The organism is Ferrimonas sp. YFM, assembly GCF_030296015.1.
In the GTDB taxonomy this organism is placed as follows: Bacteria; Pseudomonadota; Gammaproteobacteria; order Enterobacterales; family Shewanellaceae; genus Ferrimonas.
In genome coordinates this window covers 1,531,860-1,556,551 of sequence record NZ_AP027368.1, presented here as the reverse complement: position 1 = coordinate 1,556,551, position 24,692 = coordinate 1,531,860, and the positions used below count along the sequence as shown (strand labels likewise).

Below are 24,692 nucleotides of genomic sequence, written 5' to 3'. Positions count from 1 at the left end.
GCCACCGCTAAGGTGGCGTTTTTCTTTCCTCTATCATTCAACATCTTCGTCTAGGCTAAACACTGAGCTTTCCCCGACGGAGACCCAGATGGACGCCCTGAAACCCCTGCTGCTCAGCCTGCCGCTGCTGATCGCCTGCTCCCCGGAACCGGAACAACAGCGTGCCGCTGCCGTCAGGCCGGTAAAGCTGTTCACCATCACCGACGCCCAGCGCAATCAGATCTATGAGTTCCCCGCCGTGGTGGACGCCTCCAGGGACGCCGACCTGAGCTTCCAGGTCAGTGGCCTGCTCAAGGAGCTCAATATCATCGAGGCGCAACAGGTGCAGGAGGGGGAGCTGCTGGCCAAACTGGACCAGAGGGATTTCCTCAATAAACTGGCCTCGGCCCAGGCGGAGTATGACAACGCCGAGCGGGAGTACCGGCGACTGGAGCAGGTGGCCTCCAAGGGACTGATCTCTCAAAGCGACCTCACCAAGCAGCTCTCCGCCCGGGACATCGCTAAGGCCAACCTGGGGATCGCCCAGAAAGCCCTGGATGACAGCGTCCTGCACGCCCCCTTCTCCGGCATCATCGCCCAGGTGCCGGTGATCAACCTGCAGAACATCGCCGCCGGGGAACTGGTGGCCAAGCTGATCGACACCCAAGAGCTTGAGGTGAACTTCAATGTTCCCTCCAGGCTGATTCAGGACGCCGCCCCCCCCACGGTCGAGGTGTACATCAACGCCGACCCCAGCCGACGCTTTACCGCCCGCTTCAAAGAGATCGGCCTGATTGCCGACCCCAGCTCCCAGACCTACCCGGTTACCTGGCTGTTTACCCCGCCTGAGGACAAGCTGATCCTCCCCGGCATGCTGGCCACGGTGGAAGCCACGCCCCCCGGGGCCAACAGCAATACCCTGGCGATCCCCCTGGATGCAGTACAGCAACAGGGCACACAGACCTATGTGTGGCTCTATCAGCAGCAGAGCAACACCGTCAGTCGCCGGGACATTCAGGTGGCGGAAGGGGTGGGTGACCTGGTGCCGGTGAAACAGGGGCTGGCCATCGGCGACACCATAGTGGCCGCCGGCGGCACCTACCTGGCGGAGGGGATGGAGGTGAAACCATGGCAGGATTGAACCTGGCAGAGTTCAGCATCCGCAACAAGGTGTTCAGCGTCATCCTGATCATCCTGGTGTGCATGGGGGGCTGGAACGCCTACCAGGAGATGCCCCGGCTGGAAGACCCGGACTTCACCATTCGGGAGGCCCCGGTGATCACCCTCTACCCTGGGGCCAGTCCCGAGGAGGTGGCCGAGGAGGTCACCGACCCTCTGGAGCAGGCGATTCAGGAGATGCAGGAGGTGGATTTTCTTGAGTCCACCTCCTCCGATGGGGTGTCGGAGATCAAGGTCAACATCAAGTATGAGTTTTCCAAGAGCAAGGATGCCCTGCAGCTGGTGTGGACCAAGCTGAGAAACAAGGTGCGTGACGCCCAGAGCGACCTGCCCCCGGGCACCTACGAGTCGGTAGTGGTGGACGACTTCGGCGATGTCTACGGCCTCTACTACCTGATCACCGGCCAGGGCTTCTCTGACGCCGAACTGCGCCACTACGCCAAACAGCTGCAGAGCGAACTGCTGCAGGTGGAGGATGTGGCCAAGGTCACCCTGGGCGGAGAACGCAGCGAGGGGATCTATGTGGAGATCTCCCGGGCCCACGCCACCGCCCTGGGCCTGAACATCAACAACATCTACGCCACCCTGGAGAGCCAGAACACCGTCAGCAGCGCCGGAGATGTGAAAATAGGCGACAAGCGGGTGATCATCTACCCCAGTGGCAACATCGACTCGGTGGAGTCCATCCGTAACCTGCAGGTCTCCTCCACCGCAGACGGCCAGGTGGTCTACCTCAAGGACATCGCCAACGTCTGGCGTGGCTACCAGACCCCCAGGGATCACAGCTACCGTTTCAACGGTCAGCCGGCGGTGGCTGTGGGGATCTCCGCGGTTCAGGGCAGCAACATCGTTAAGGTGGGCAAGGCGATCGACGCCAAGCTGGCAGAGGCGGAAAGCCGCCGTCCCTGGGGCATCCAGGTCGGTCAGTTCTATCATCAGGGCCAGGAGGTGGAGGCCTCGGTACAGGGGTTTGTGGCCAATGTGCTTATCGCCCTGGCCATTGTGGTGGTGACCCTGCTGCTGTTTATGGGACTGAAATCCTCCACGGTGATTGGCGCCATTTTGCTGCTCACCATCGCCGCCACCCTGGCCACCATGCACATCAGCGGTATCCCCATGCACCGCATCTCCCTGGGGGCTCTGATCATCGCCCTGGGGATGATGGTGGACAACGCCATCGTGGTCACCGAAGGGATTCTGGTGGGGATGCAGCGGGGCATCAAAAAACTGGAGATCGCCAAAACCATCGTCACCCAGACCCAGTGGCCCCTGCTGGGGGGCACCCTGGTAGGGATCATCGCCTTTGCCCCCATCGGCTTTGCCCCCGGCGACACCGCCGAGTACACCGGCCACCTGTTCTGGGTGATCCTCATCTCCCTGTTCTACAGTTGGGTGTTCGCCCTGACCCTGACCCCGCTCTTTTGCTACTGGCTGTTCAAGGAGCAGCAGGGCCAGGCGCAGCAGTCAGCGGAGAGCGGCTTTATCCGCAGCTACAAGGCCACCCTGGAGCTGTCGCTGAAACTGCGCGGCCTGCTGGTGCTTGGGGTCTTTGGTCTGTTTCTTGTCTCCGCCTGGGGCTTTCAGTTCGTCAAAGATGGCTTCTTTCCCGCGTCCACCACCCCGCAGATGGTGGTGGATTACTGGCTGCCCCAGGGCAGTGACATCGAGCGCACCTATGAAGACCTGGCCGCCATCGAAGCCTTTGTCCTGGAGCAGGAGGGGGTGGAGTCGGTCAACGCCACCATAGGGGCCGGCGGCCTGCGTTACATGCTGGTGTACGCCCCGGAGTCGGAGAACAGCGCCTACGGCCAGTTGCTGGTCAGGCTGGATGATTACCGGCGCAACGACACCCTGATCCCCAAGATTCAGAACCACATCGATCAGACCTTCCCCAATGCCCAGGCCAAGGTATGGCGCTTCGTCCTCGGTCCCGGAGGCGGCTCCAAGATCGAGGCCACCTTCAAGGGGCCGGATAGGGCCGTGCTCAGACAGCTGGCGGATCAGGCCAAGGCGATCATGATTGCCGACGGCGGCGCCATCGCCATCAAGGACGACTGGCGCCAGCCGGTCAGCGTCATCGAACCCCTGTATTCGGAATCGGAGGCCCGGCGAGCCGGCATCAACCGGGAAGATCTGGCCATGGCGCTGCTGACCAACTTCTCCGGCCGCCAGATAGGCACCTTTAGGGAGTTTGACGACCTCATCCCCATCTTCGCCCGGGCCCCGGCCCTGGAGCGGGTGGGCATCGAGGGGATTCAGAACATCCAGGTGCTGAGCGCCTCTACCGGCCAGACCGTGCCCATCACCCAGGTGGTGGAGGGGTTTCGCACCACCTGGCGCGACGGACAGATAAAGCGGGAGGACCGGCTGTGGACCATCAAGGCCCAGAGCGACCCCCTTCCCGGCGAACTGGCGTCGGATCTGCTGGGGCGCATCAAGAGCCAGGTGGAGGCGATCCCCCTGCCCAACGGCTACACCCTGGAGTGGGACGGCGAGTATGGTGACTCCACCGAATCCCAGGAGGATCTGGCCTCGGTGATCCCCCTGGGCATCCTGTTTATGGTGGTGATCGTCTTCGTGCTGTTCGGCACCGTCCGCCAGCCGGTAATCATCTGGCTGGTGGTGCCCCTGGCCCTGATTGGGGTGGTGGCCGGCCTGCTGACCACCGCCACCCCCATGGAGTTTATGGGGATCCTCGGCCTGCTCTCCCTCTCCGGCTTGCTGATCAAAAACGCCATCGTTCTGGTGGATCAGATCGATCTGGAGATCGATGAAGGCAAGCCCCCCTACCAGGCGGTGATCGACGCCTCCGCCAGTCGGGTGCGACCGGTGATGATGGGCGCCCTGACCACGGTACTGGGGGTGCTGCCGCTGTTTTTCGACGCCTTCTTCCGCTCCATGTCGGTGGTGCTGGTGGGGGGACTCTCCTTCGCCACCCTGCTGACCCTGATTGTGGTGCCGGTGCTCTACGCCCTGTTCTTCCGCATTCCGTCGCCTAAGGGCTAGGGAATGGATATAATCCGGGGTCCCAAAGGAGATGGCCATATCGACAAGGAGCGCCATGTACCACCTGAGTCTCGACACCCGGGAGTTTCTGCACCACCACTGGCAGAAGAAGCCCCTGTTTATCAAAGGCGCCTTTGCCGACTTCCAGGACCCCATAGAGCCCGATGAGCTGGCGGGCCTGGCGACGGAAGAGTCGGTCAGCAGCCGGCTGGTCATTCAGCAAGGAGACCAGTGGCGCAGCGAATCGGGGCCGGTCACCGACTTTGAGCGCCTGGGCGAGTCCGGCTGGCAGCTGCTGGTGCAGGCGGTCAATCACCTGGAGCCCGCCGCCAGCGAGTTGGCCGCCTGTTTCCGCTTCCTGCCGGACTGGCGCTTCGATGATCTGATGGCCTCCTTTGCCGCCCCGGGAGGCGGAGTGGGTCCCCACATCGACAACTACGATGTATTTATCATCCAGGGGCAGGGCCGGCGCCGTTGGCAGGTGGGGGATCTGGGCGAGCACAAGCCCAGGCAGGGCAGCGGCGCCCTGGCGCTGGTGGAGGATTTTGAGCCTCTGTTGGATGTGGAGATGGGCCCGGGGGATCTGCTTTACATTCCACCGGGCTACCCCCACTGCGGTCAGACCCTGGCCCCCTCCCTCTCCTACTCTGTGGGATTTCGTGCCCCCAGCCAACAGGAGCTGCTGTGCCAGCTGGCCGACCAGCTGCAGGACACCAACCAGGGCCAACAGCGGTTCACCTCAGACTCTGAGCCCGGGCAAGCCTCTCTTATCAGCGCAGACCATCAGCAGGGACTGGCGAATCTGATGATCCAGCTGATGACGGCTCCCACGACCCTGCGCCCCATGCTGGGCAGCCTGCTCAGCCAGAACCGGTTCGAGCTTGAGCCCCTGCCCCCGGAAGAGCCGGTGGATCTGCCCTGGCTCACCGCAGCCCTGGAGCGGGGAAACAGCCTGGTGCGCATCGGCGGCCTCAAGGTATTGCATCTGGAGGGGGATCTGCCCGGCAGCCTCTACCTGGACGGTCACCACTGGCAACTGAACTCATCGGCTGCGGCGCTGCCGCTGAGGGAACAGGCTCACCTGGACGCCAAGACCCTGGCACCGCTTCTGGCTGACGAGACAGACAGCGCCACCCTGCTGGAGTTCATCAACCTGGGGTACTGGTATCTGGAGTAACGGCCCCCAACATTGGCTGGCTGCCGGCATCAAGAAACTGACATAAAAAAGAGCCTATGGCTCCCCGAATTTATCGTGCGGATGAAGACAGATGTTGCGTTTGGAACTAGTCAGCCAGGGCCGCGGCAATCGCCGAATGACCGCTGTAGCGTTTCATGGCCACCTTGCGGCCATTGGCCTGAATGTGGAACTTCAGATCGGCCGCGTAGGGATCAAACTGGCGGCGCTCGTCCAGCACCAGCTGCATCTCCCCGGTTCCGGCGTTGAACACCAGATATTGAGGCTTGGAGGTGTAGAAGTCGTTGGACTCGGGGTGACTGATGTAGGGGTTGATGTACCTCAGGGTCACCACCTGCTTGCCCTCTCCCAGTTCCAGGGTACGTCCCTGCTGCTGGGCGGGTGCACCATTGACCTCCATGGCGTAGAAGCCTGTGGGCAGGGTCAGAGTGCTGGCTGAAGCCATGGATGCCATCATCATGGCCGCGGATGCAATCAGTGTACGCATTGTTGTTCTCTCCCTGTAGCGCGTGCTGTACGGCTCTATGCCGCCACTCCCTATAAGATCTAACAGACAATGTGACTTTGATCACATTTTTATTTCCACTGTATCGAGTTCTCTGCTGAGTTTTTTGACGGCGACAGCAGGGGTGTCGGCGCCAGGGTGCCGCGGCGACACTCAATACTGCGGGGAATGACAACAAACAGAGTTCAGGCTGAATCCGGAGAGGCAGGCACAAAAAAGGGAGGGCGCGAGGCCCTCCCAAAAGCGTGCAGGAATGAAACTGATGTTCGCTGTTACTGCTTGGAGTACTTGGCCGCTTCCTCACCGGCCAGGCGACCAAAGGTCACGATGTCGGAGATGGCGTTACCACCCAGACGGTTGGCGCCGTGAACACCACCAGTCACCTCACCGGCACCGTACAGGCCAGGAATCACCTTACCCTTGGTGTCCAGAACTTCGGACTTGTTGTCGATCTTCACGCCACCCATGGTGTGGTGCACACCTGGGCCCACTTCGATGGCGTAGTACTGGCCTTCGTTCAGGGCGCGAGGCAGCTGAGGACGCTCGAAATCAGCGTCTTTACCGGCCGCCACAAACTCGTTGTAGCGGGCGATGGATTTCTTCAGCTCGTCGCCGTTGATGCCCTGGGATTTGCCCAGTTCCACGATGGAAGCGTTGGCGGGTACTACGCCCAGACCAATGTACTTCTCAATCTTCTTCAGAGACTTGCGTACGGAGTCATCGAAGATCAGGAAGGCAGTCTTGCCGGTCTGCTGCAGAATGGCTGCGGCAGCCTTGTCACGAGTGGTGATCTCGTTGACGAAACGCTTACCTTCACGGTTCACCAGGATGGCACCGTTACCACGAACCGCCTCGGTCACCATCACACCGCCCTTGATGGACAGAGTTGGGTGAGCCTGGATGTACTTGAGATCAACCATGGCGGCACCGGCTTCGCCGGCCACGTCCAGACCGTCACCTGTGGCGCCAGGCTGGTTGGTGGCTTTAAAGCCCTTCAGCTTGGGATCCAGTTTGGCAACACGGTCGTTGTTCTTACCGAAGCCACCGGTGGCCAGCACGACGGCGTCGGCTTTCACCCAGTAGTAACCTGTGTATTTGCCCTTGACCAGCATGCCCTTCACCTTGCCGGAGGCATCTTTGAGGACTTCAACACCACGGGTGTTCATGCGCATGTCGATGTTGCGCTTCACCGCATTGTCGTACAGCACCTGAACCACGTGGGCACCCACACCGGCACCACCGGTTGGACGGTGAGTACGGTTAACGGACGCGCCACCCATGCGGCCTACGTCGCTCAGATCCGCGCCCATGCCGGTCATCCAGTCGATGGAGCCTGCGGAGTCTTCAACCAGAACCTTAACCAGGGCAGGATCGTTGATGTTGCGGCCACCCTTCATGGTGTCCTTGGTCATCAGCTCGATGCTGTCCTTGATGCCCTTGGCTGCCTGCTGCTTGGTTTCGGCGGCGTTCATGCCACCGGCGGCCAGCTTGGCGTTACCACCGATCACAGGCTCCTTCTCAATCAGCATCACCTTGGCGCCGTTGTCGAAGGCGGATACGGCAGCAGAGAAACCGGCGCCACCGGAACCCACTACCAGCACATCAACGGTGTCACGAGGGGCAGCAGCCAGGGCCGCTTCGCGGTCAGCCTTGTCTTTGTGCAGCTCGGCGATGGAAGGCTCGTGGCGCTCCCACTTGCCGTGGTAAGGCATGTCGAAATCGAAGCTGTGGCAGGAATCGCAGTAGTTCAGGGACTTCTGGTGGCCCGCGTGACAGGCGGTACAGGCTGGCTCACCGGGGAAGTGGGAAGCGTGAGCGTTGAAATGCTCGTGCTTGGTGGACTCGGCCACCTCTTTCAGATCGCCGTGGCAGCTGACACACTGGCTGTTCTCATGGCTCAGGTTGTCGTCAGACAGCTCCATGCTCTCGGTGTGGCAGGCTTCACAGCCCAGGTTATCAGCGTGGAAATCGGCCAGATTGTCTGCAGCCAGAGTGGAAGCAGACAATACACCGGACACCAAAAGTGCACTCAGAGACAGTGCATATTTGCGAGCGTTCATCGATATCTCCTAGGTGGTTTTACGAACATGAAAAATGATTTTTCACGCCGTTAATAAAAGAGCCGAAATATTCATTTTTTGAATCTAGTAAATAGAACAATTTAATGCCGGCTCCCTTTTACCTTTTATCTTTTGTCAGCCTCATTGGAAATACAAGCCAGTTCGCCATCCAAAGCACAGAAGTGAAGCCACTGTCACAGCGGGGTTTTAGCACTATGCAGATGTGCATTGCACCATGGCCGCCTATGCATTTTTGCATAGACCCACACTAGCAAGCTCAAAGAAAGCCAATAAAATAAGGCTTGGGGCAAATATTAAAACCACAGACAATTAAACAAATATAAATTCCACTTTAGATCACATTATGCCGGCTATTTATTTCTTAATCTTTCCGCCAAGCAATCCCACACCAAATAAAATAGGGTATGTAAGATGAAAAAAAGCATTGTAGCTTCCTCTATGCTGCTGGCTCTGCTGGGCTCCACTGCAGTACAGGCAGAGATGCCCACCTTCTATGGCGCCATGCGTCTGGCAGTGACTGACGCCGATACCGGTTTCGCTTCCAACATCGGCGGTGGCGAAGGCACCACCATCGAGAACGACTTCTCCCTGGTTGGCATCAAGGGCAACGTAGCCCTGAACGACGCCCTGGCCTTGGTGTACAAGGCCGAAGTGATGGTTCGCGGTGAAGACAGCGATGCCAGCAACCCATTCTCCTCTCGTGACACCTACCTGGGTCTGAAAGGCGGCTTCGGTGAGCTGACCTTCGGTAAGATGGGCTCCGCATTCTGGAAAGCTGAAGGCGGCGTAGACAAGTTCAACCTGACCAACACCGACATCAACCGCCTGTTCTCCGGCAACAGCCGCTACGGCGACATGATCAGCTACATCTCCCCTAAACTGGGTGGCGTGACTCTGATCGGTACCTACCAGCTGGAAGACGACGCCTACGGCGCCGACGCCGATGTTGAGGGTGACCTGTACTCAGTATCCGCCCTGTACGGCGACAAGAAGCTGGCGAAGAAGAACTACTTCGTGGCCCTGGGTTACAACGCCGGTCTGGGTGGCGATGAAGCCTACCGTATCACCGGTCAGGTCAAACTGGGCAAGGTGAAGCTGGGCGCCATCTTCCAGGACACCAAGGATCTCAACTTCGAGAACCTGGATGGCAGCGGTTTCGTTGTTGACGCCGCCTACCCTCTGACCGATGTGATCACCCTGAAAGCCCGTTATGGCCAGGACGACTCCGGTAACGGCAAATACGCTGGCAACGTCATGAAGAGCCTGGCTGGCCTGAACAAGGGCGACGTCACCAAGGCCGAAGTGACCAACTACGCCGTAGGCGCCGACTACAAGCTGAGCAAAGCCGCCAAGCTGTACGCCCACTACAGCCGCTTCGACGCGGAAGTGGCCACTGCCGCCGCCAAGCTGTACGACGAAGGTGACAACATCTTCACCATGGGTCTGCACTACAAGTTCTAACTCCTGTACGACAAACTCTAAGGGGCCTGCGGGCCCCTTTTTTTGGGACCGGCAACACGGCGCATGCTCCCCCGAATGAGAGTCTGCACTGGACCTGAGTCCAATTCGCGATCCTCTGCACATCTCGGCTACCTACTCTTAGGTATGATTCCCCCATGAAATATTGCCTCTCAATTCTGCTGCTGTTCTCATCCCTGTGTCTGGCCTCCGGCGAACCTGTGGTGTTTGGGGTTCACTCCAATACCGCGCCTCTGGAGTGGCGCAAGAACGGGGTGGATCAGGGCTTCAACATCGAGCTGCTCAAGCGCATCGGTCAATTGACCGGGCACAGCATCCACCCCAGACGCAAATCCTTCCAGCAACTGGTGCGGGACGTGCAGAACCCGAACAGTGACATCGACGTCATCTGTGTGGTGAGCCCGGTGGCCATCAGCCGCAACGCCCAGCAGTCCGATCCCATCTACGCCACCCACGCCAAGGCCTATACCCTGCAGGGCAAGAGCTTCATCAACAACTGGCAGGATCTGGCGGGCAAGCGGGTGGCGATCAAGGTGGGCTCTTTCGTCGATGTCTACCTGCGGGGCCACCCTCAGAACTTTATCCGCATCGATGTGGATCTCTATGAAACCGGCTTCAAGATGCTGCTGCAGAAGCGGGTGGACGTGGTGTTGGCGGAGAACTTCGTCGCCCGACGCCTGCAGCCCCTCTACCCCTCGGTGCGCAGTGCCAGTGACCCGCTGATCTACGGCGCCTTCAACTTCGTCAGCAATGACAAGAACGCGGCACTGATGACCGAGATCAACAAGGCCCTGCGCCAGCTCAAGCTCTCCGGCGAGTACGACCTGCTGGTCAACAAATGGTTTGGCACCGGCCGGGAGAAGGTGGATCTGACCTCCACCCACGAGCAGGTGATGTGGGGCTCGGTGCTGATCGCCACCCTGGCCGCCATCGGCCTGGTGTTTACCTTCTCCATCAGCCGCCGGCTGCACAAACGCACCCTGGACCTGGACAACGAACTGGAGCAGCGCCGCCTGGCGGAAGGGCGCATCTCCCAGCTGTCTCGCCAGTTCCAGTCGGTGCTCGACGGCATCCCCCACGGGGTATTCCTGTTTGACCGCCGCCAGGAGTGCCTGTGGAGCAACGGCAAAAATCAGTCGATGCTGGAGTCCGGGGCCCTGCTGGACAGCCTGGGCCTGCACTTTCAGCTGGCACCGATACTCAGGATGGTGCTCAACACCCAGAAGGGCCAGGTTAAGGAGCTGCACCAGGGGCAGCAGTACTGGCAGCTGCAGATCCACCCCATAGGCCAGGAGCAGGCAGTGGTGATGCTCGAGGAGACCACCGAGCAGCACAAGCTGCGTCAGGCCAATGAACAGGCCAGCCGCCTGGCCTCCCTGGGCGAACTGTCCGCGGGCATCGCCCATGAGATCAACAACCCCACCGGGCTGATAGTCCACGCCATCGCCCTGTTCAGCGAAGCGATGCAGGATCTCAAGCCCGCCATCGAACACTACCGGGAGCAGGATCCCTTCTGGCTGATCGCCGGACTGGATCCGGACCGGGCCCTGAGGGAACTGGACAACGGCAGCCACACCATCGAAGAGGGAGCCAGGCGCATCGCCCGGATCGTCGACGACCTCAAGCAGTACGCCCGCCCCGCCGATCAGGCCAGCCACCAGAGCCTGAGCCTCAATGACGTGGTTCAGGTCTCCCTGCGCCTCACCGCCAATCAGGTGAAACGTTTCGGGGTCCAGACCGCCCTGGATGAACAGGACCCGAGGATGCGAGGCGATGCCCAGCAGCTGCAGCAGGTGATGATCAACCTGGTTCAGAACGCCTGTCACGCCATGAGCCCGGACCGTGGCGTGCTCCAGCTGGAGACCGGCCGGGATCCCCAGGGGGTCTTTATCAAGATCCGCGACAACGGCTGCGGCATGGACAGGGAGACGGTACAGCGCATCAAGGAGCCCTTCTTCACCACCCGCCGCCACGTGGGCGGCACCGGCCTGGGGCTGTCGGTGTGCAGCCGCATCATCAATGAACACAATGGCAAATGGCTGGTGGAGTCCGATCTGGACCAAGGCACCACCATGACCCTCTACTTCCCCGAGGAGGAGCAAGCATGAAGCTGGCACGAAACCTGTTGCTGGTGGACGACGAAGCCCAGTGGCTGCGCACCCTCTCCATGACCCTGACCCGCCTGGTGCCAGAGGCCACCCTGGACACCTGTGTAGACAGCCGTCAGGTGCTCAACCGCATGGATCTCAAGGAGTACGCCCTGGTGCTGCTGGACCTGACCATGCCCTTCCACTCAGGTGAACAGCTGCTGGAGGAGATCCGCGGCCGCTACCCCAACACCAGGGTGATCATCGTCACCGGGGTCAACGAGGTGGAAACCGCGGTGCGCTGCATGAAGCGCGGCGCCTACGACTACTTCATCAAGACCGGCAACGTGGAAGATCTGGCCAGCACGGTGCGCCGTGCCCTGGAAGTGGTGGGCCTGGAGCGCAGCTATCAGCAGATCAAAGAGAGCTTCCTCAGCCGGGAACTGGCTCAGCCTGAAGCCTTCAACCACATTCTCACCTGCGAGCCGGCGATGCTGGACCGGCTGCGCTACCTGGAAGCCCTGGCCATCAGTCCGGAACCAATCCTGATCACCGGCGAAAGTGGCAGTGGCAAGGATCTGTTTGCCCAGGCCCTGCACCGCCTGGTTGGTGCCGACACGCCGTTCGTCCGGGTCAATCTGGCGGGCCTGAGCCTGGAAGGGTTCGAGGCCACCCTGTTTGGCCAGGTTCGTGGCGCCGTCGAAGGGGATGAACCGGCCCGGGCCGGCCTGGTGCACAGCGCCCAAGAGGGGCTGCTCTACCTGGATGAGATCGGCGATCTGCCCCTGGAGGCCCAGGCAAAACTGCTGGATCTGCTGCAGTACCGTCAGTACTACCCCATCGGCAGTGATCGCCCCTTCCCGGTGCGCTGTCGCATCGTCACCTCCACTCAGCATGACCTGCTGGAGCTGAAAAAAGCGGGCCGTTTCCGCAACGATCTGCTGTACCGGCTGCGGGCACACCGCATCAACCTGCCCCCTCTGCGGGAGCGCCCCCTGGACCTGCCGCTGCTGCTCAACCATTTCATCGAGCAGGCCAGCGAGCAGATGCAGCGCCCGGCCCCACTGCTGCCAGCGGATCTGGCCGCCAAGCTGGCGGGCTACCCTTTCCCGGGCAACCTGCAAGAGCTCAAGGGGATGGTGTTCGACGCGGTCAGCCGCAGCGACGACACTCACCTGAATATCGCCCCCTTTGTGGAAGCGATGCAGGAGCACCAGGGAGACGCGGCACCGGCGCAACTGCTGCGTTTCCCGGAGCAGTTGCCCAGCCTGGCCGAGGTCAACCGTGCCATCATCGAAGAGGCGATGAGCCGCACCGCCAACAACCAGACCGCCGCCGCCAAGATGCTGGGGATCAGCCAGAGCGCGCTGAGTCGCCGCCTGGCCAAGGGGGAATAAAAAAGGGGAGCCGATGGCTCCCCTTTTTCAATGCTGTATCAGGCTCAGGCCTTGGCTTCACCTGACCAGAAACGTTCATCCATCTGCATCTGCGACATCGCTTCGGCGCGGTTGATCAGCAGCGCCGCATACTCCAACTGGGTCTTGTCCTGGGTGGTACGGCGAATGTTCTCCGCCTTCATTTGCCAGTTCAAAGAGAAGTGCCTCAGGGCATCGCGGGCATCCTCGATGTGGGTGTCCTGCATCAGATCTGCAGGCAGGTCGCCACTGAGTACCCAGTAGCGCTTACCGCTGCCACTTTCCATGATCTTCCAAAGGGCCAGGAAGGGGGGCAGTACCCGGCACTCCTTGTCGTACACCTTGCCCGGAATCAGGCCCTTCTCCGCCATGTGACGGTTGGCCTTCTGAAATTGAGTCCGGATCCACTCCTGCTCCTGCTGGGGGGGCTGTTGTTGTTCTGTCATTGCCTCTTCCTTCTTGCTACTGCCTTATACCAGTCAACTTTTGCGCAGAGAGACTGGCAGTGTGATCTATGTCAACTTTGCTTGCCATTTGACACCCTCTCAGGCCCTGGTTCGACTTGGCGCACCAGTGTGTCACTGGTATGGTGGCGACCATAATCACATATAAGAAGGCCTGAAACAAAGGCAAACTGCACAGGGAGCAAGCCAGTGTCCATTTTCGAGCACATCTCATTTGATGAACATGAGCACGTCATGTTCTGCCACGACAAGGCCTCAGGCCTTAAAGCGATCATTGCCGTACACGACACCACTCTGGGTCCAGCCGTCGGCGGCTGCCGCATGTGGCCCTACGAGAGCGAAGAGGACGCCATCAACGACGTACTGCGCCTCTCCCGGGGTATGACCTACAAGAACGCCCTGGCCGGCCTGGAGTTTGGCGGCGGCAAGTCGGTGATCATCGGCGATCCCAAGTCCGACAAGTCCGACGCCCTGTTCCACGCCTTCGGTCGCGCCGTCGACTCCCTGGGCGGCCGCTACTACTCCGCAGAAGATGTGGGGATCAACACCTCCGACATCATGAAGGCCCATGAGGTCACCCCTTACATGTGCGGTCTGGAAGGCCAGAGTGGCGATCCCTCTCCGTTCACCGCCCTGGGCACCTATCTGGGCATCAAGGCTGCGGTGAAGCACCAGCGCGGTCTGGACAGCCTGGAAGGGATCAAGGTTGCGGTACAGGGGCTGGGCCATGTGGGCTTCGACATCTGCCGTCACCTGCACGAAGCCGGTGCCGAGCTGGTGGTCTGCGACCTTAGCCCAGAACAGCTGGATCGTGCCGCCACCGAGTTTGGCGCCACCGTCGTCGGCCTGGATGAGATCTACAGCCAGAACGTCGACGTGTACTGCCCCTGCGCCCTGGGTGCCACCGTCAACGACGCCACCATCCCCCAGCTGAAGGCGACCATAGTTGCCGGTTGTGCCAACAACCAGCTGGCGGAACCCCGTCACGGTGAGATCCTCAAGGAGAGGGGAATCCTCTACGCCCCGGACTATGTAATCAACGCCGGCGGCATCATCAACGTCTCCTTCGAGAAAGACTACGACGCGGATAAGTCCGAAGCCAAGGTACGCAAGATCTACTACACCCTGCTGACCATCTTCGCCAAGGCGGAAGAGGAAGGGAAAACCACCGGTGAGGTGGCCGACATCATGGCCCGGGAGATCATCGCCCAGGCTCGCGCCGCCAAGGCGTAATCAGCGATTAAGACAAAACGCCCCGCATTGCGGGGCGTTTTTTGTTTGCCTTAGCAAATCGAAAAAACGACTCTTGCCCTCCCTTAACTGTATGACATAGTCTTTATAAATTAAGTACATAAAGCCCAGATCTCTGAACTGGTTTTTTTATAAGTTCATGTCTCGACACTTGTCGAACAAAGGCGAGTTGTTCCACGGCATCGGATAAGCAAGATAGTCAATGGAGCGGAAGCAACGGATGGGAAAGTATGTCGAGAGGTTGGTCTGTGGCGGCATAACCCTGGGGCTATTCTGTGGTGTCGCTTACGCAGCCACTCATGGAAATCTCGCACAGAACCTCGCCCGCTATCAATCTGACACAACCATTTTTGTCCTCTACATCATCCTGGGTTTATGTCTGACCGTCTCCCATTTCAGTGACAACGCAAAGACCAATATTTGGTTGCACGTCTCCCTGTCATCTGCTTACTTCTACACGGCATTCTGTTTGTTCTCAGACGGCTATGTTGGGGGCTGGTCTCACTCAAAGGATATCCTGACAGACAAGTTGTTGATGGGTCTGCTGTTCTGCGTTTCTCTCTTTCTTACTCTGATTATTCCGTTAGCCGCCATGGTCCTGGGTTTGATCAACGCCTATTCGGTAAAACTGGTTAAGCTGGCCGTCCGCAAATTCACCCTCTCCTCCCCTAGGGACACTCTCTGATAGAAACAGTTAACCGTTTATCTCCCTCTGGTTCCGTTTATCCCCAGTAACGCCCCCTGGTCGCACCATCAAGCCACCTTGCTGGCACTCCTTTACTCTGACATCAGTCCAATAAAGGAGAAAGACCATGACACTAAGGATACGCGCCGCCCTAATCAGCCTGAGTCTCTGTGCAACTGCTTGGGCCAATCCCAGCCAGGACACCATTGACCTCTACAATCAGGCGGCTCAAGGAGACAGCGCCCTGGTGGAACAGGTGCGAATCAAGCTGGAGCAGAGGGTTGAGGCCGAAGGCAAACAGCCTCTGACCCTTGTCTACCTGGGGGGTACCCACACCTTGATGGGCCGGGATGCCTGGATGCCCTGGAACAAGCTATCCCATGTGGAGACCGGAGTAAGCTTCATCCATCAGGGGCTGGCACTGCTGAAGGAACAGGCGGTGCCACTGGATGAGCAGCCCAGAGTGCTGGGACTGCCCGACAGCCAGCTGGCACAAGCCAATGCGGCGGTCACCTTCACCCAGCTGCCGGAGTTCTTCGGTCAATTTGATGCCGGATACGACCTTTACCTGACCCTGCTCTCCGACAAAGCCTTCGAGGCCCAACCCATAGAGGCCTGTGCCTGGGTGTACCTCTACGCCATTCACGCCGCCCTCAAGGCCGATGACGACTATCAGGCGCGCCTGTGGCTCAAAACTCTGGAAGGCCGGGCGCCCCAGCACCCCATCACCGACCAGGCCCGCGCCCTGCTGGAGGACGGCTGATGATCCGCTTCGATGCCATCGAAAAGTTCCACCCCCTGGGGCTGGGACGGGTCCACGCCCTCAAGGGGGTCAATGGCAAGGTGGACCAGGGTGAGATGGTGGCCCTGTGCGGCCCCTCAGGCTCGGGCAAAAGTACCCTGCTCAACATCCTCGGGCTGCTGGACCTGGACTATCAGGGTACCCTGGCTCTGGACGACGCCCCGGCTCCGACAGACGCCCGGCAGGCAACCGAAGTGCGTCGACGCCAGTTGGGTTTCGTGTTTCAGCGCTTCAACCTGGTGCCGGTGATGACCGCCCTGGAAAACGTTGCCTATCCACTGCAACTGAACGGATTGCCCGTCAGCCAGCAAAAGCGGCAGGCGCTGGCGATGCTGGCCCAAGTGGGGCTGGAAAATCAGGCTCAGCAGCGGCCGGATCACCTCTCCGGTGGCCAACAGCAGCGGGTGGCCATCGCCCGGGCCCTGGTGCATCAGCCCAGACTGGTGATCGCCGACGAGCCCACCGCCAGCCTGGACAGCCAGACCGCCGAACAGGTGATCGCCCTGATGAAACGACTGGGCCGCGAGCTGGGGGTTACCTTCATCATTGCCACCCACGATCCTAGGATGGCCAACCAGTGCCACCGAATCATCAATCTGTGCGATGGCATGATTGAGCAGGAGGGGATGTCATGGGCAAGTTGATTCCCCACTGGCTCAGGTTGGCACTGCTGAACCTGAGCCGCAACCGGCGACGCACCCTGCTCTCCATGGTGATCGTGGCCATTGCGGTGTACGCCCTGACCGCCTCGGCAGGATTTGGCCTCTTTACCTACCGCTCTCTCCAAGAAGCGGCAGCCCGGGACACCGGTCATCTGACCCTGAGCCACCCTAGGTATTTCGAACAGGAGGAGGCCATGCCCCTTGCCCTGGGATTCGAGCCCGAGCCGGCACTGATGCACCACCTTGCTGAGATCCCCGAAGTGCGGGCAGTACTGCCCAGGGTGCATTTCACCGGGCTTGTCTCCAACGGCAACAAGAGCACCATCTTTATGGGCATCGGCGTCAGTCACCGTGAATTTGCCGTCAAAGGCCCCTTCCTGACTATGAACCAGGGCCACCCCCTGTTGCCCAGCGACTCTCCCCGCTACAACCCGGAAGAGCCGGCAGTATTACTGGGCCAGTCCCTGGCCGACAATCTGGCGGTCACCGTCGGAGACTGGATCACCCTGCTGGCCACCACCAGCGACGGGGCGCTCAATGCCCTGGACTTCAAGGTCGGGGGAGTCTTCACCACAGGGGTACCGGAACTGGACAAACGCCAGCTCTATCTGGGGGTCAGCGACGCCCAGTCCCTGCTGGTTTCTTCCAGGATCAGTACCCTGTCACTCTATCTGGACGAGATGATCTCACTGGTCAAGGTTGGCACCCGGGTCGAAGCGTTAGTGCGGGATTTGGACCAGCCTCTGGTGCAAACGCCCTGGCAGGAACGGGCCTTCTTCTACCATAAGGTCCGCAACCTTTACGACGGCATTTTCGGCCTATTGGGGATGGTGATGGCACTGGTGGTGTTTGTAGCCCTGTTCAACACCCTGACCATGTCGGTGGCAGAGCGCACCCGGGAGATCGGCACCCTGTCGGCCATGGGCGCCAGACCCTCAGAGATCATCTGCGGCTTTCTGAAAGAGTCTGCCCTGATGGCCTGTCTCGGGGCCACTCTGGGTGTGACGGCCACCGCCCTGACCAGCCTGATTCTGATGTTGGTGCCCATACAGATGCCGCCCCCACCGGGGCGCACCCAGGGCTACCCACTGCACATCGACTTCTCCCCGCCCCTGGCACTGATGGTGACCCTGATGGTGCTCAGTATCTGCCTGGTGGCTGCCTTGATGGCAGCCAGGCGTGGAGTAAAACAACCCATTATCGAGGCCCTGGCACATGTCTAGAACTCTGTTGTTGCTGCTGACTCTGCTGCCAGCACTGGTGTCCGCCCAATCTCTCACCATCCTGCTCGAACAGGCGGACCAGTACCGCTTGCAAAGCGCCGCAGCCAAAGTGGTGTCCAGGGTGACTCTGTATGAGCAGGGTGTGATGAGCAAACAGCGGCTCTATCACGTCTACACCCGCCCCGAACTGCACTCTCTGGTGCTGTTCAAGTCTCCCCAGGAGCAGGGGCAGAAGATGCTGATGTTGGGCAAAGACTACTGGCTGATGATGCCCAGAAGCCGGCGCCCCATCCGCATCACGCCACTGCAAAAACTGCTGGGGGAAGCCTCGGTGGGCGACATCTCCACCCTAACCTGGAGCGACAGTTATCACCCTCTGCTGGTCAGTCAGGACCAGCGTGAGATGCAACTGGAGCTGACCGCCAAAGCCCCTGGTGCCAGCTACCAGAAGATTCAGCTCTGGCTCGAAAAAGACTCCGGATTCCCCCTGCGGGCAAAGCTCTACCTCCATTCCGGCAAACTGGCCAAGGTTGCCCGATTCATCGCCGGTGAGCGCGGCGGCCACATCATGGTCATTGCCATGGAGCTGACCGATAGTATCCAACCGGGCAAGCGCACCCTGGTGGAGTATCTCGACATCACCCCAACCTCTCTGCCCGACAAGTACTTCAATCCCGCTTACCTGAGCCGCAACCGGGTGGACAGCCTATGAAGCCCTGGTTGGGGTGGTTGGCCTTTTGGGCACTGCTGCCCATTGGCTCTGTCATGGCCGATACCCAATGGCACTGGCAGCTGAGCCATGGCCAGGGACAGAGCAGCCACAGCGTTCTGTTTCCGGACTACCGCTCCGCGGACCGACAGGACGCCCTCATTGGCCTCAGCCACCAGCAGGGCAACTGGCGTACCAGTGCTTCGGCCACCTGGGAGAGGGATGAAAGCGGCAGCACCGGACAGCTGTGGCTGCAGGAACTGGTTTGGCAGGCGCCTCTGGCCGACTCCGACCTGGAGCTGACCCTGGGCAAGGCACGCATCGACTGGGGTGTGGGTTATGGCTACCGGCCACTGGATCTGTTCCGCGGCTATCGGCGCCACCCACTGGGAGTTCAGGTTGAAGAGGGGGTGGGCGTTGCGGCGCTCTCCCACTTTACCCTGGATGGCGAATGGACCCTGATCGCCACCGACGCCTCCTGGAGTTCGGCGCCAGAGACCGCAATGAGTCAGGCCAGCGAACAGCAGGGACTGGGGCTGCGCCACTACCGGATGCTTATGGGTCATGAGTGGCAACTGCTGGGCTACTACGACGACGTGCGCCGGGGGCTGATAGGGGCCAGTTATGTCTGGGTCCCCACCGATGCCCTTGAGATACACGGCAGTGCCCTGTATCAGGCCCGTTTCCCGGGCTATCAGCTGACCGGTCAACCCCAGGCGCCGGTGGCACTGACCAGCCAGCATGATGCGGTGCAGGCCCTGCTAGGGCTGACCTGGAGTCATGTCAGCGGCCACCAGCTGATTCTGGAATACTGGTTCGACGGACGGGCCTGGAGCCAGTCCCAATGGCAAAGTGCCCTGCATCGGGCCGACGCCGCCAAAGAGGTGCCCTCTGTCCAGCGAACCTATGCCGCCGGGTTCGCCAATGGCAACCTGACCCAACACAGTCTGATGCTCCACTGGAGGCTGAGCGCGGAATCACTGGAACTCAGGCTGGATCTGTTGATGGACCCTCAAAGCCAGGGAGTGATCGCCACCCCCCGGCTAAACTGGTCATTCGAACAACACAGCCTGAACCTGGAGCTGGCGATGCGCACTCTGCTCGGCAGTGCCGACTCGCCCTACCGAAACCTGCCGGATAAGCGTATGATTTTTGTAAATTTGACAGGACGATTTTAATGAGTACCCAGAGTATCAAACAGGAAGCCAAATCGGTGTTGTTCACCGTTCTGTTCTGTGCCGTCGTGGCCCTGGCCACCAGTCAGGTATGGCCAGGCCCCTACAGCAACCACCTGCTCATCAGCTTTGGATACGGCGCCAGTGGCATAGTGTGCAGCCGCACCCTGTTAAAGCTGTTTCCTGAAATGAACAGCCGTCTGCTCACCCTGCTGTCAGTGGTGGCCGCCATGACCCTGGGTTCACTCCATGCCTGGTTCTGGCTCAGCCGGTTCAATACCAACCTGACCGCCACCGACATGACCCCTATTCTGTTGCTGTCGCTGCTGTTTACCATCGCCTGTTACTACTACTTCCACGCCCGCAGCCAGGCCGCTGAGATGGAGTACCTGATGGAGCAGGCGAAACGCCGCCAGAGTGAACAGGAACGTGCCCTGGTCCTCAGCCGACTTCAGCAGTTGCAAAGCCAGATGGAGCCGCACTTTCTGTTCAACACCCTGGCCAATATCCAGGTGTTGATCGACCTCGACAGCGACAAAGCCAAACTGATGCTGCAAAAGCTCAGCGAGTTGCTCAGAGCCAGCCTGATTCCCAACCGGGGACCACTGACCCGGTGCGGCGAGGAGAGCCAACTGCTGAGTGCCTATCTGGAGCTGCAGGAGATTCGTTTGGGGCGACTCTCCTGGGAAGTGATCTGTCCCGATGAGCTGACCCATCAGGTCATTCCCCCTTTGCTGCTGCAGCCTTTGGTGGAAAACGCCCTCACCCATGGCATCGAGGCGGCGTCCGGCCCCGGCCATATACGGGTGACCATGACACAAAATCAGGATCAGTTACGCCTCTGCGTCGAGGACAACGGCGTGGGACTAGGTCACTCCTCGAACCGGGGCCATGGAATGGGACTGAGCACCCTGCGTGAGCGCTTGCAGACCCTGTTTGGCAATGAAGCCAGCCTGGATGTGGCCGAGCGCCCGGAAGGGGGAACCCTGGCCAGCCTGTCACTGCCTCTTGCCCCTCTGTCCTCTCTGAGCCAGGAGCCCGCATGACCATCACCGCCATTATTGCCGATGACGAGCCCCTGCTCAGACAACACCTGGCCACCCTGTTGGCACGCTGCTGGCCCGAACTGAAACTGCAGGCCCAATGCGCGGATGGCGTGGAAGCCCTGGACGCCATCAGCCGCCACCAACCTCAAGTGGTGTTTCTGGATATTCGCATGCCAGGGTTGGATGGCCTGGCTCTGGCTCGCCACCTCTCCGCCCTGGCCCAGCCCCCTCTGATTGTGTTCACCACAGCCTACGATCAGTATGCCGTGGCCGCCTTCGAGCAGGCGGCGGTGGACTACCTGCTTAAACCGGTGGAACAGACCCGTCTGGCCAATGCCTGCCAGAGATTGCAGCAACGACTGGCCATTCCCCGGGACGCCAACGCGCTGGACTCCCTGATCAGCCAAATGCAGAAACTGGCACCGGCACCCGCCCCCCTGAAATGGCTGAAAGCCTCCAAGGGCGAGGATCTGCACCTGATCCCGGTCGAGGAGATCGTCGCCTTTCGCGCCGAAGACAAGTACGTCACTCTGCACCGCCAACGGGGCAAGGGCGATGAGCAATACCTGTTGCGTCTCTCTCTTAAGGAGTTAATGAATCAACTGGATTCAGACCAGTTTTGGCAGATTCACCGCGCCAACATAGTGCGGGTGGACGCCATCAAGCGGGTAACTCGGGATCTGGCGGGACGCCTCTGGGTCGAGGCGGGAGACCTGCGCCTGGCGGTGAGTCGCAGCGCCCAGTCTCTATTTAAAGAGATGTAACACACTCTGAGCGCCGTTACCTTGGTTTCCCTGTGTCTGAATGTTACTCTTGCTCCCTAAGTTACACTAAAGCGTTCCCGATTCTATGCCTCAAATCTCTCAACCAGGACACGCCGACATCCATCGCTGGCTCGAAGCGATGCAGGTGGAATTTTACCTGTGCGGCGCCTGCGATGGCTTCCACCTGACCAAGATGCAGGAGCGCCCCGGCGTGTTCGACAGCAAGCTGGAGTTGATTGAGGAGCAGGGTCTGCTGCAGTTCAGCACCTCCATGGAGCTGCGCCCCGCCACCCTGTTCAAGCTCTACAGTGAGCTGGGTGAGCTGAACAACAGGCATAATGAACTGAAGATTTTCGTCGAGCTGATGGATGACACCCTGCCCAAGCTGGTGATCAGCAGCCATGTTCGTACCGCTGCCGGACTCACCGAGGAACAGTTTGCCGATTTCGTCGGGTTCCACAGTGACGTCAAGGTGCAGCTGCTAAAATGGATCCATGAGCAGGGTTATGCCCTGCCGGACGACAACGACGAAGAGAACCACGCTGCCCCGGAGATAGAGATGGGGCACCAGCACCTGCTGCACTAAGCGACAGACACTAAAAAAGGCTCCGAAAGGAGCCTTTTTTGTATCGCGGTCTGGTTATCAGGCAACCTTGGCGGAGACCAGGGCCTTGCCCGCCTCGTTCACCAGGCGCAGGCCTTCGCCGTCACGCTCGATGGTGCCCTCGCAAGGCATCAGCACCGGACGCTGGAACTGGAAACTGGCGCAGGTCACCGGCTCGGCCACACTGGCGAGCATCTTGGCAACCATATACATGCCATGGGCGATGGGCGCTTCGAAGCCGAAGGGCTTGGCGGTCAGACGGTGCAGGTGGATGGGGTTGTAGTCACCGGAGATGGCCGCGTAACGGCGGGCATCGCTCTCCTGCATCATCAGGCTGGTGACTGGCTTCCAGTCGTAGGCCACACGGGGCTCACGGGCAGGACGGCCACGCTTGCGAGGGCCTTCCAGTTTGAGCAGGCAGCGGCTGACGTAGCTGGCGGTCAGCTCACCTTCGTGGCGAAACTCGCCGAGGAGTTCAAACTCCAGCCCCTTGATGGTCTCCTGCTGGTCGCCCACCTTCAGGGTGAACTGGTAGCTGTTGTCCAGGCTCATGGGCTGGTGCTGCTCAAAGCTCACGCCCAGGTGAATCATGCCCAAAGGCTTGACCGGGACATCCGGCTGAGTCAGCAGCATCAGTTGCACAGGCTGGGAGGCAACAAACATGTAGCTCAGGGGCAGGCTGCCCTTGGGAAAGCCACAGAAGGTGTTGTACTTCTCCAGCTTGCCGGCATCAAAACGAAAATCCTGAATCTCAATGGCCTTCTCAGGAAGCTGCGCCGGAGGCGTACGCTTGAGGATGGCTCGGGCAATCAGTGGGATCGTCGTGGGGATCTGGTTGGCGTGGTATTGAAGCACTGTCATTCCTTCAGAAGGTTCTCTTAAGTGGCATATTTACTCTAAACCGAACAGGATACCGACTTTCCCGGCACAGATGGACAGACCAGTCGGGGTTACCAGTATAGACCAGGCACAAAAATGCCGCCGAACTCATTGAGTTTGGCGGCGTTTCTTATAAACAAAGGCAATCCTAGAAAGCGCGCTGACTCGCCAGATCTGTGTACTTGGCCATGCTGGCTTCTCCCAGGGAGATGCGCTGGGTCGCCTGTTCCTGCAGCCAGTCAAACATCGCCTTCACCGCAGGCGTATCCTTGCGGTCCGGGTGACACACCAGGTAGTAGCGCTGTCCGGCAGGCACGAAGGACTCGATGGGAACCACCAGGTTGCCCGCCTCTACTTGGGGCGCCACCATGCTCCAGCGTCCCATGGCCACCCCCTGACCGGACATCGCCGCCCGATAGGCCAGGTCCGCCCGGTTGAACACGAAGCCCCGGTCCACAGACAGGCCCTCGATCTCGGCCAGGCGCGCCCAGTACTGCCACTCGGTGTAGAAACCCGAGCTCTGCCAGGCGGTCTCATCATGGAGCAGCAGACACTGCCCCAGGCGCTCTGGGCTGTTCCACAGCTCATTGATGTCGGCGTACTCCCGGCTGCATACCGGCACCAGGCTCTCCTCCATCAGGTCGGTGCCATAGAGGCCAGAGGTGAGGTGGTCGGAGTAATAGACCGCCAAATCCACAGATTCGTGCTGGAAATCAGTGGCCCTGGACTGGGCCCGAACCTGAAGGGTCAGGCGGGGAAACTTGGAGTGCAGATCACCCAGGCGCTCGGCCAACCAGCAGCGGGCAAAGCTGTGAGGCACGGCGATACTCAGGGTAGAGGAGAAGTCCTGCTGCTTGAGGTCGCGGATGGCGATCTCCAGGCTGCCGAGGGATTGGTCCAGCTCTGCCAGCAATCCGGCCCCCTGGTCGGTCAATTGCAGCCGGCGATTAAACCGCAGGAACAGCTTGAACCCCAGCTGCTCCTCCAGTTTCTTGATGCGGTGGCTCACGGCGGATTGAGTGAGGTAGAGCTCCTCCGCCGCCTTGGTGAAACTCAGATGTCGGGCCGCGCACTCAAAACAGTGCAGCGAAGAGAGTATCGCGCCGTTTAACATAGCCACCTCGGATTAATTGGATTAATTCGAGGATAATGATAATTCGCTGTCAGAGAGGCGCAAGGCTAAGTACTATGCAAGGGTCGACAGCGGGACAGGGTTCACAAAACCAGTGAGTGAACCCATCGAGTTAGCCCTTTGTTCCGCTGCCGGGCCCGGTCAGACAGTGCTCCCTTACCTACTGCTCTGATCGCGTCGACCGCGTCATATACAAGGTGACAAGGTCGCCGGCAGAGTGGTGATACGACGTTATCCCCTCTGCTGTGCCCCACCCCTTCACTCCCCTTCAGATTATTCATATTCAAGCAAAATCGTGATCCAGGTTCGACTGACTGTTTTTTCGACGTGATCGAGATCACCTTTGCAGACAGTGCAGAGCACGCAGAGA

General features: G+C 60.0%; 21 protein-coding genes. 16 read left to right on the top strand and 5 right to left on the bottom strand.

What is annotated here, in order from left to right:
* Positions 1-88 precede the first annotated feature (88 nt).
* Genes QUE41_RS07280 through QUE41_RS07270 form a run of 3 tightly spaced genes read left to right on the top strand, consistent with a single transcriptional unit; the run spans position 89 to position 5,341 of the window.
* A complete protein-coding gene (locus tag QUE41_RS07280; RefSeq protein WP_286342214.1) occupies positions 89-1,120 on the top strand; it encodes an efflux RND transporter periplasmic adaptor subunit in 1,032 nt (343 codons plus the stop codon).
* Positions 1,108-4,164, top strand: coding sequence for an efflux RND transporter permease subunit (locus tag QUE41_RS07275; protein WP_286342213.1), 3,057 nt, complete (start codon positions 1,108-1,110; stop codon positions 4,162-4,164). The genes QUE41_RS07280 and QUE41_RS07275 overlap by 13 nt, the downstream gene beginning before the upstream one ends.
* A 55-nt stretch (positions 4,165-4,219) precedes the next feature.
* A complete protein-coding gene (locus QUE41_RS07270) occupies positions 4,220-5,341 on the top strand; it encodes a cupin domain-containing protein (RefSeq protein ID WP_286342212.1) in 1,122 nt (373 codons plus the stop codon).
* 106 nt (positions 5,342-5,447) lie between these two features.
* Here QUE41_RS07270 and QUE41_RS07265 read toward each other — a convergent pair whose 3' ends face one another.
* Positions 5,448-5,846 carry a DUF2057 family protein gene (locus QUE41_RS07265; RefSeq protein ID WP_286342211.1) on the bottom strand — a complete coding sequence of 133 codons (399 nt, stop codon included), beginning with the start codon at positions 5,844-5,846 and terminating at the stop codon, positions 5,448-5,450.
* Between the two features lie 290 nt (positions 5,847-6,136).
* Entirely contained in the window at positions 6,137-7,924 is a 1,788-nt protein-coding gene (locus tag QUE41_RS07260; protein ID WP_286342210.1) for a flavocytochrome c, read from the bottom strand.
* Between the two features lie 432 nt (positions 7,925-8,356).
* On the opposite strand from QUE41_RS07260, the gene QUE41_RS07255 reads away from it, so the two are divergent.
* From QUE41_RS07255 to QUE41_RS07245, 3 genes are all read left to right on the top strand, one after another.
* Positions 8,357-9,406: a porin gene (locus tag QUE41_RS07255; RefSeq protein ID WP_286342209.1), complete on the top strand. Its 1,050-nt coding sequence runs from the start codon at positions 8,357-8,359 to the stop codon at positions 9,404-9,406.
* A 155-nt stretch (positions 9,407-9,561) separates the two neighbouring features.
* Entirely contained in the window at positions 9,562-11,532 is a 1,971-nt protein-coding gene (locus QUE41_RS07250; RefSeq protein ID WP_286342208.1) for an ATP-binding protein, read from the top strand.
* A complete protein-coding gene (locus QUE41_RS07245) occupies positions 11,529-12,908 on the top strand; it encodes a sigma-54-dependent transcriptional regulator (RefSeq protein WP_286342207.1) in 1,380 nt (459 codons plus the stop codon). The genes QUE41_RS07250 and QUE41_RS07245 overlap by 4 nt, the downstream gene beginning before the upstream one ends.
* Before the next feature lie 44 nt (positions 12,909-12,952).
* On the opposite strand, the gene QUE41_RS07240 is transcribed toward QUE41_RS07245, so the two are convergent.
* Complete coding sequence (locus QUE41_RS07240) at positions 12,953-13,372, bottom strand: DUF4826 family protein (protein ID WP_286342206.1); 420 nt, start codon at positions 13,370-13,372, stop codon at positions 12,953-12,955.
* 207 nt (positions 13,373-13,579) lie between these two features.
* Here QUE41_RS07240 and QUE41_RS07235 point away from each other — a divergent pair, with 207 nt between their 5' ends.
* From QUE41_RS07235 to QUE41_RS07190, 10 genes are all read left to right on the top strand, one after another.
* A complete protein-coding gene (locus QUE41_RS07235; protein ID WP_286342205.1) occupies positions 13,580-14,623 on the top strand; it encodes a Glu/Leu/Phe/Val dehydrogenase dimerization domain-containing protein in 1,044 nt (347 codons plus the stop codon).
* 238 nt (positions 14,624-14,861) lie between these two features.
* Positions 14,862-15,326 carry a hypothetical protein gene (locus QUE41_RS07230; protein ID WP_286342204.1) on the top strand — a complete coding sequence of 155 codons (465 nt, stop codon included), beginning with the start codon at positions 14,862-14,864 and terminating at the stop codon, positions 15,324-15,326.
* 127 nt (positions 15,327-15,453) lie between these two features.
* A complete protein-coding gene (locus QUE41_RS07225; RefSeq protein WP_286342203.1) occupies positions 15,454-16,089 on the top strand; it encodes an RNA-binding protein in 636 nt (211 codons plus the stop codon).
* A complete protein-coding gene (locus QUE41_RS07220; RefSeq protein WP_286342202.1) occupies positions 16,089-16,772 on the top strand; it encodes an ABC transporter ATP-binding protein in 684 nt (227 codons plus the stop codon). The genes QUE41_RS07225 and QUE41_RS07220 overlap by 1 nt, the downstream gene beginning before the upstream one ends.
* Positions 16,760-18,013, top strand: coding sequence for an ABC transporter permease (locus QUE41_RS07215; protein WP_286342201.1), 1,254 nt, complete (start codon positions 16,760-16,762; stop codon positions 18,011-18,013). Before QUE41_RS07220 ends, QUE41_RS07215 begins: the two co-directional genes overlap by 13 nt.
* The gene (locus QUE41_RS07210; RefSeq protein WP_286342200.1) at positions 18,006-18,725 is read left to right on the top strand and encodes an outer membrane lipoprotein-sorting protein; all 720 of its coding nucleotides are present in this window, start codon (positions 18,006-18,008) and stop codon (positions 18,723-18,725) included. The genes QUE41_RS07215 and QUE41_RS07210 overlap by 8 nt, the downstream gene beginning before the upstream one ends.
* The gene (locus tag QUE41_RS07205) at positions 18,722-19,900 is read left to right on the top strand and encodes a hypothetical protein (protein WP_286342199.1); all 1,179 of its coding nucleotides are present in this window, start codon (positions 18,722-18,724) and stop codon (positions 19,898-19,900) included. The genes QUE41_RS07210 and QUE41_RS07205 overlap by 4 nt, the downstream gene beginning before the upstream one ends.
* Positions 19,900-20,943 carry a sensor histidine kinase gene (locus tag QUE41_RS07200; protein ID WP_286342198.1) on the top strand — a complete coding sequence of 348 codons (1,044 nt, stop codon included), beginning with the start codon at positions 19,900-19,902 and terminating at the stop codon, positions 20,941-20,943. The genes QUE41_RS07205 and QUE41_RS07200 overlap by 1 nt, the downstream gene beginning before the upstream one ends.
* Positions 20,940-21,707: a LytR/AlgR family response regulator transcription factor gene (locus QUE41_RS07195; RefSeq protein WP_286342197.1), complete on the top strand. Its 768-nt coding sequence runs from the start codon at positions 20,940-20,942 to the stop codon at positions 21,705-21,707. The genes QUE41_RS07200 and QUE41_RS07195 overlap by 4 nt, the downstream gene beginning before the upstream one ends.
* A gap of 85 nt (positions 21,708-21,792) precedes the next feature.
* A complete protein-coding gene (locus QUE41_RS07190) occupies positions 21,793-22,293 on the top strand; it encodes a YbjN domain-containing protein (RefSeq protein WP_286342196.1) in 501 nt (166 codons plus the stop codon).
* A gap of 57 nt (positions 22,294-22,350) precedes the next feature.
* On the opposite strand, the gene QUE41_RS07185 is transcribed toward QUE41_RS07190, so the two are convergent.
* On the bottom strand, positions 22,351-23,166 hold the full coding sequence (locus QUE41_RS07185) for a MaoC family dehydratase (protein ID WP_286342195.1): 816 nt from the start codon (positions 23,164-23,166) through the stop codon (positions 22,351-22,353).
* 172 nt (positions 23,167-23,338) lie between these two features.
* Entirely contained in the window at positions 23,339-24,304 is a 966-nt protein-coding gene (gene dsdC, locus QUE41_RS07180; RefSeq protein WP_286342194.1) for a DNA-binding transcriptional regulator DsdC, read from the bottom strand.
* Positions 24,305-24,692: the final 388 nt, after the last annotated feature.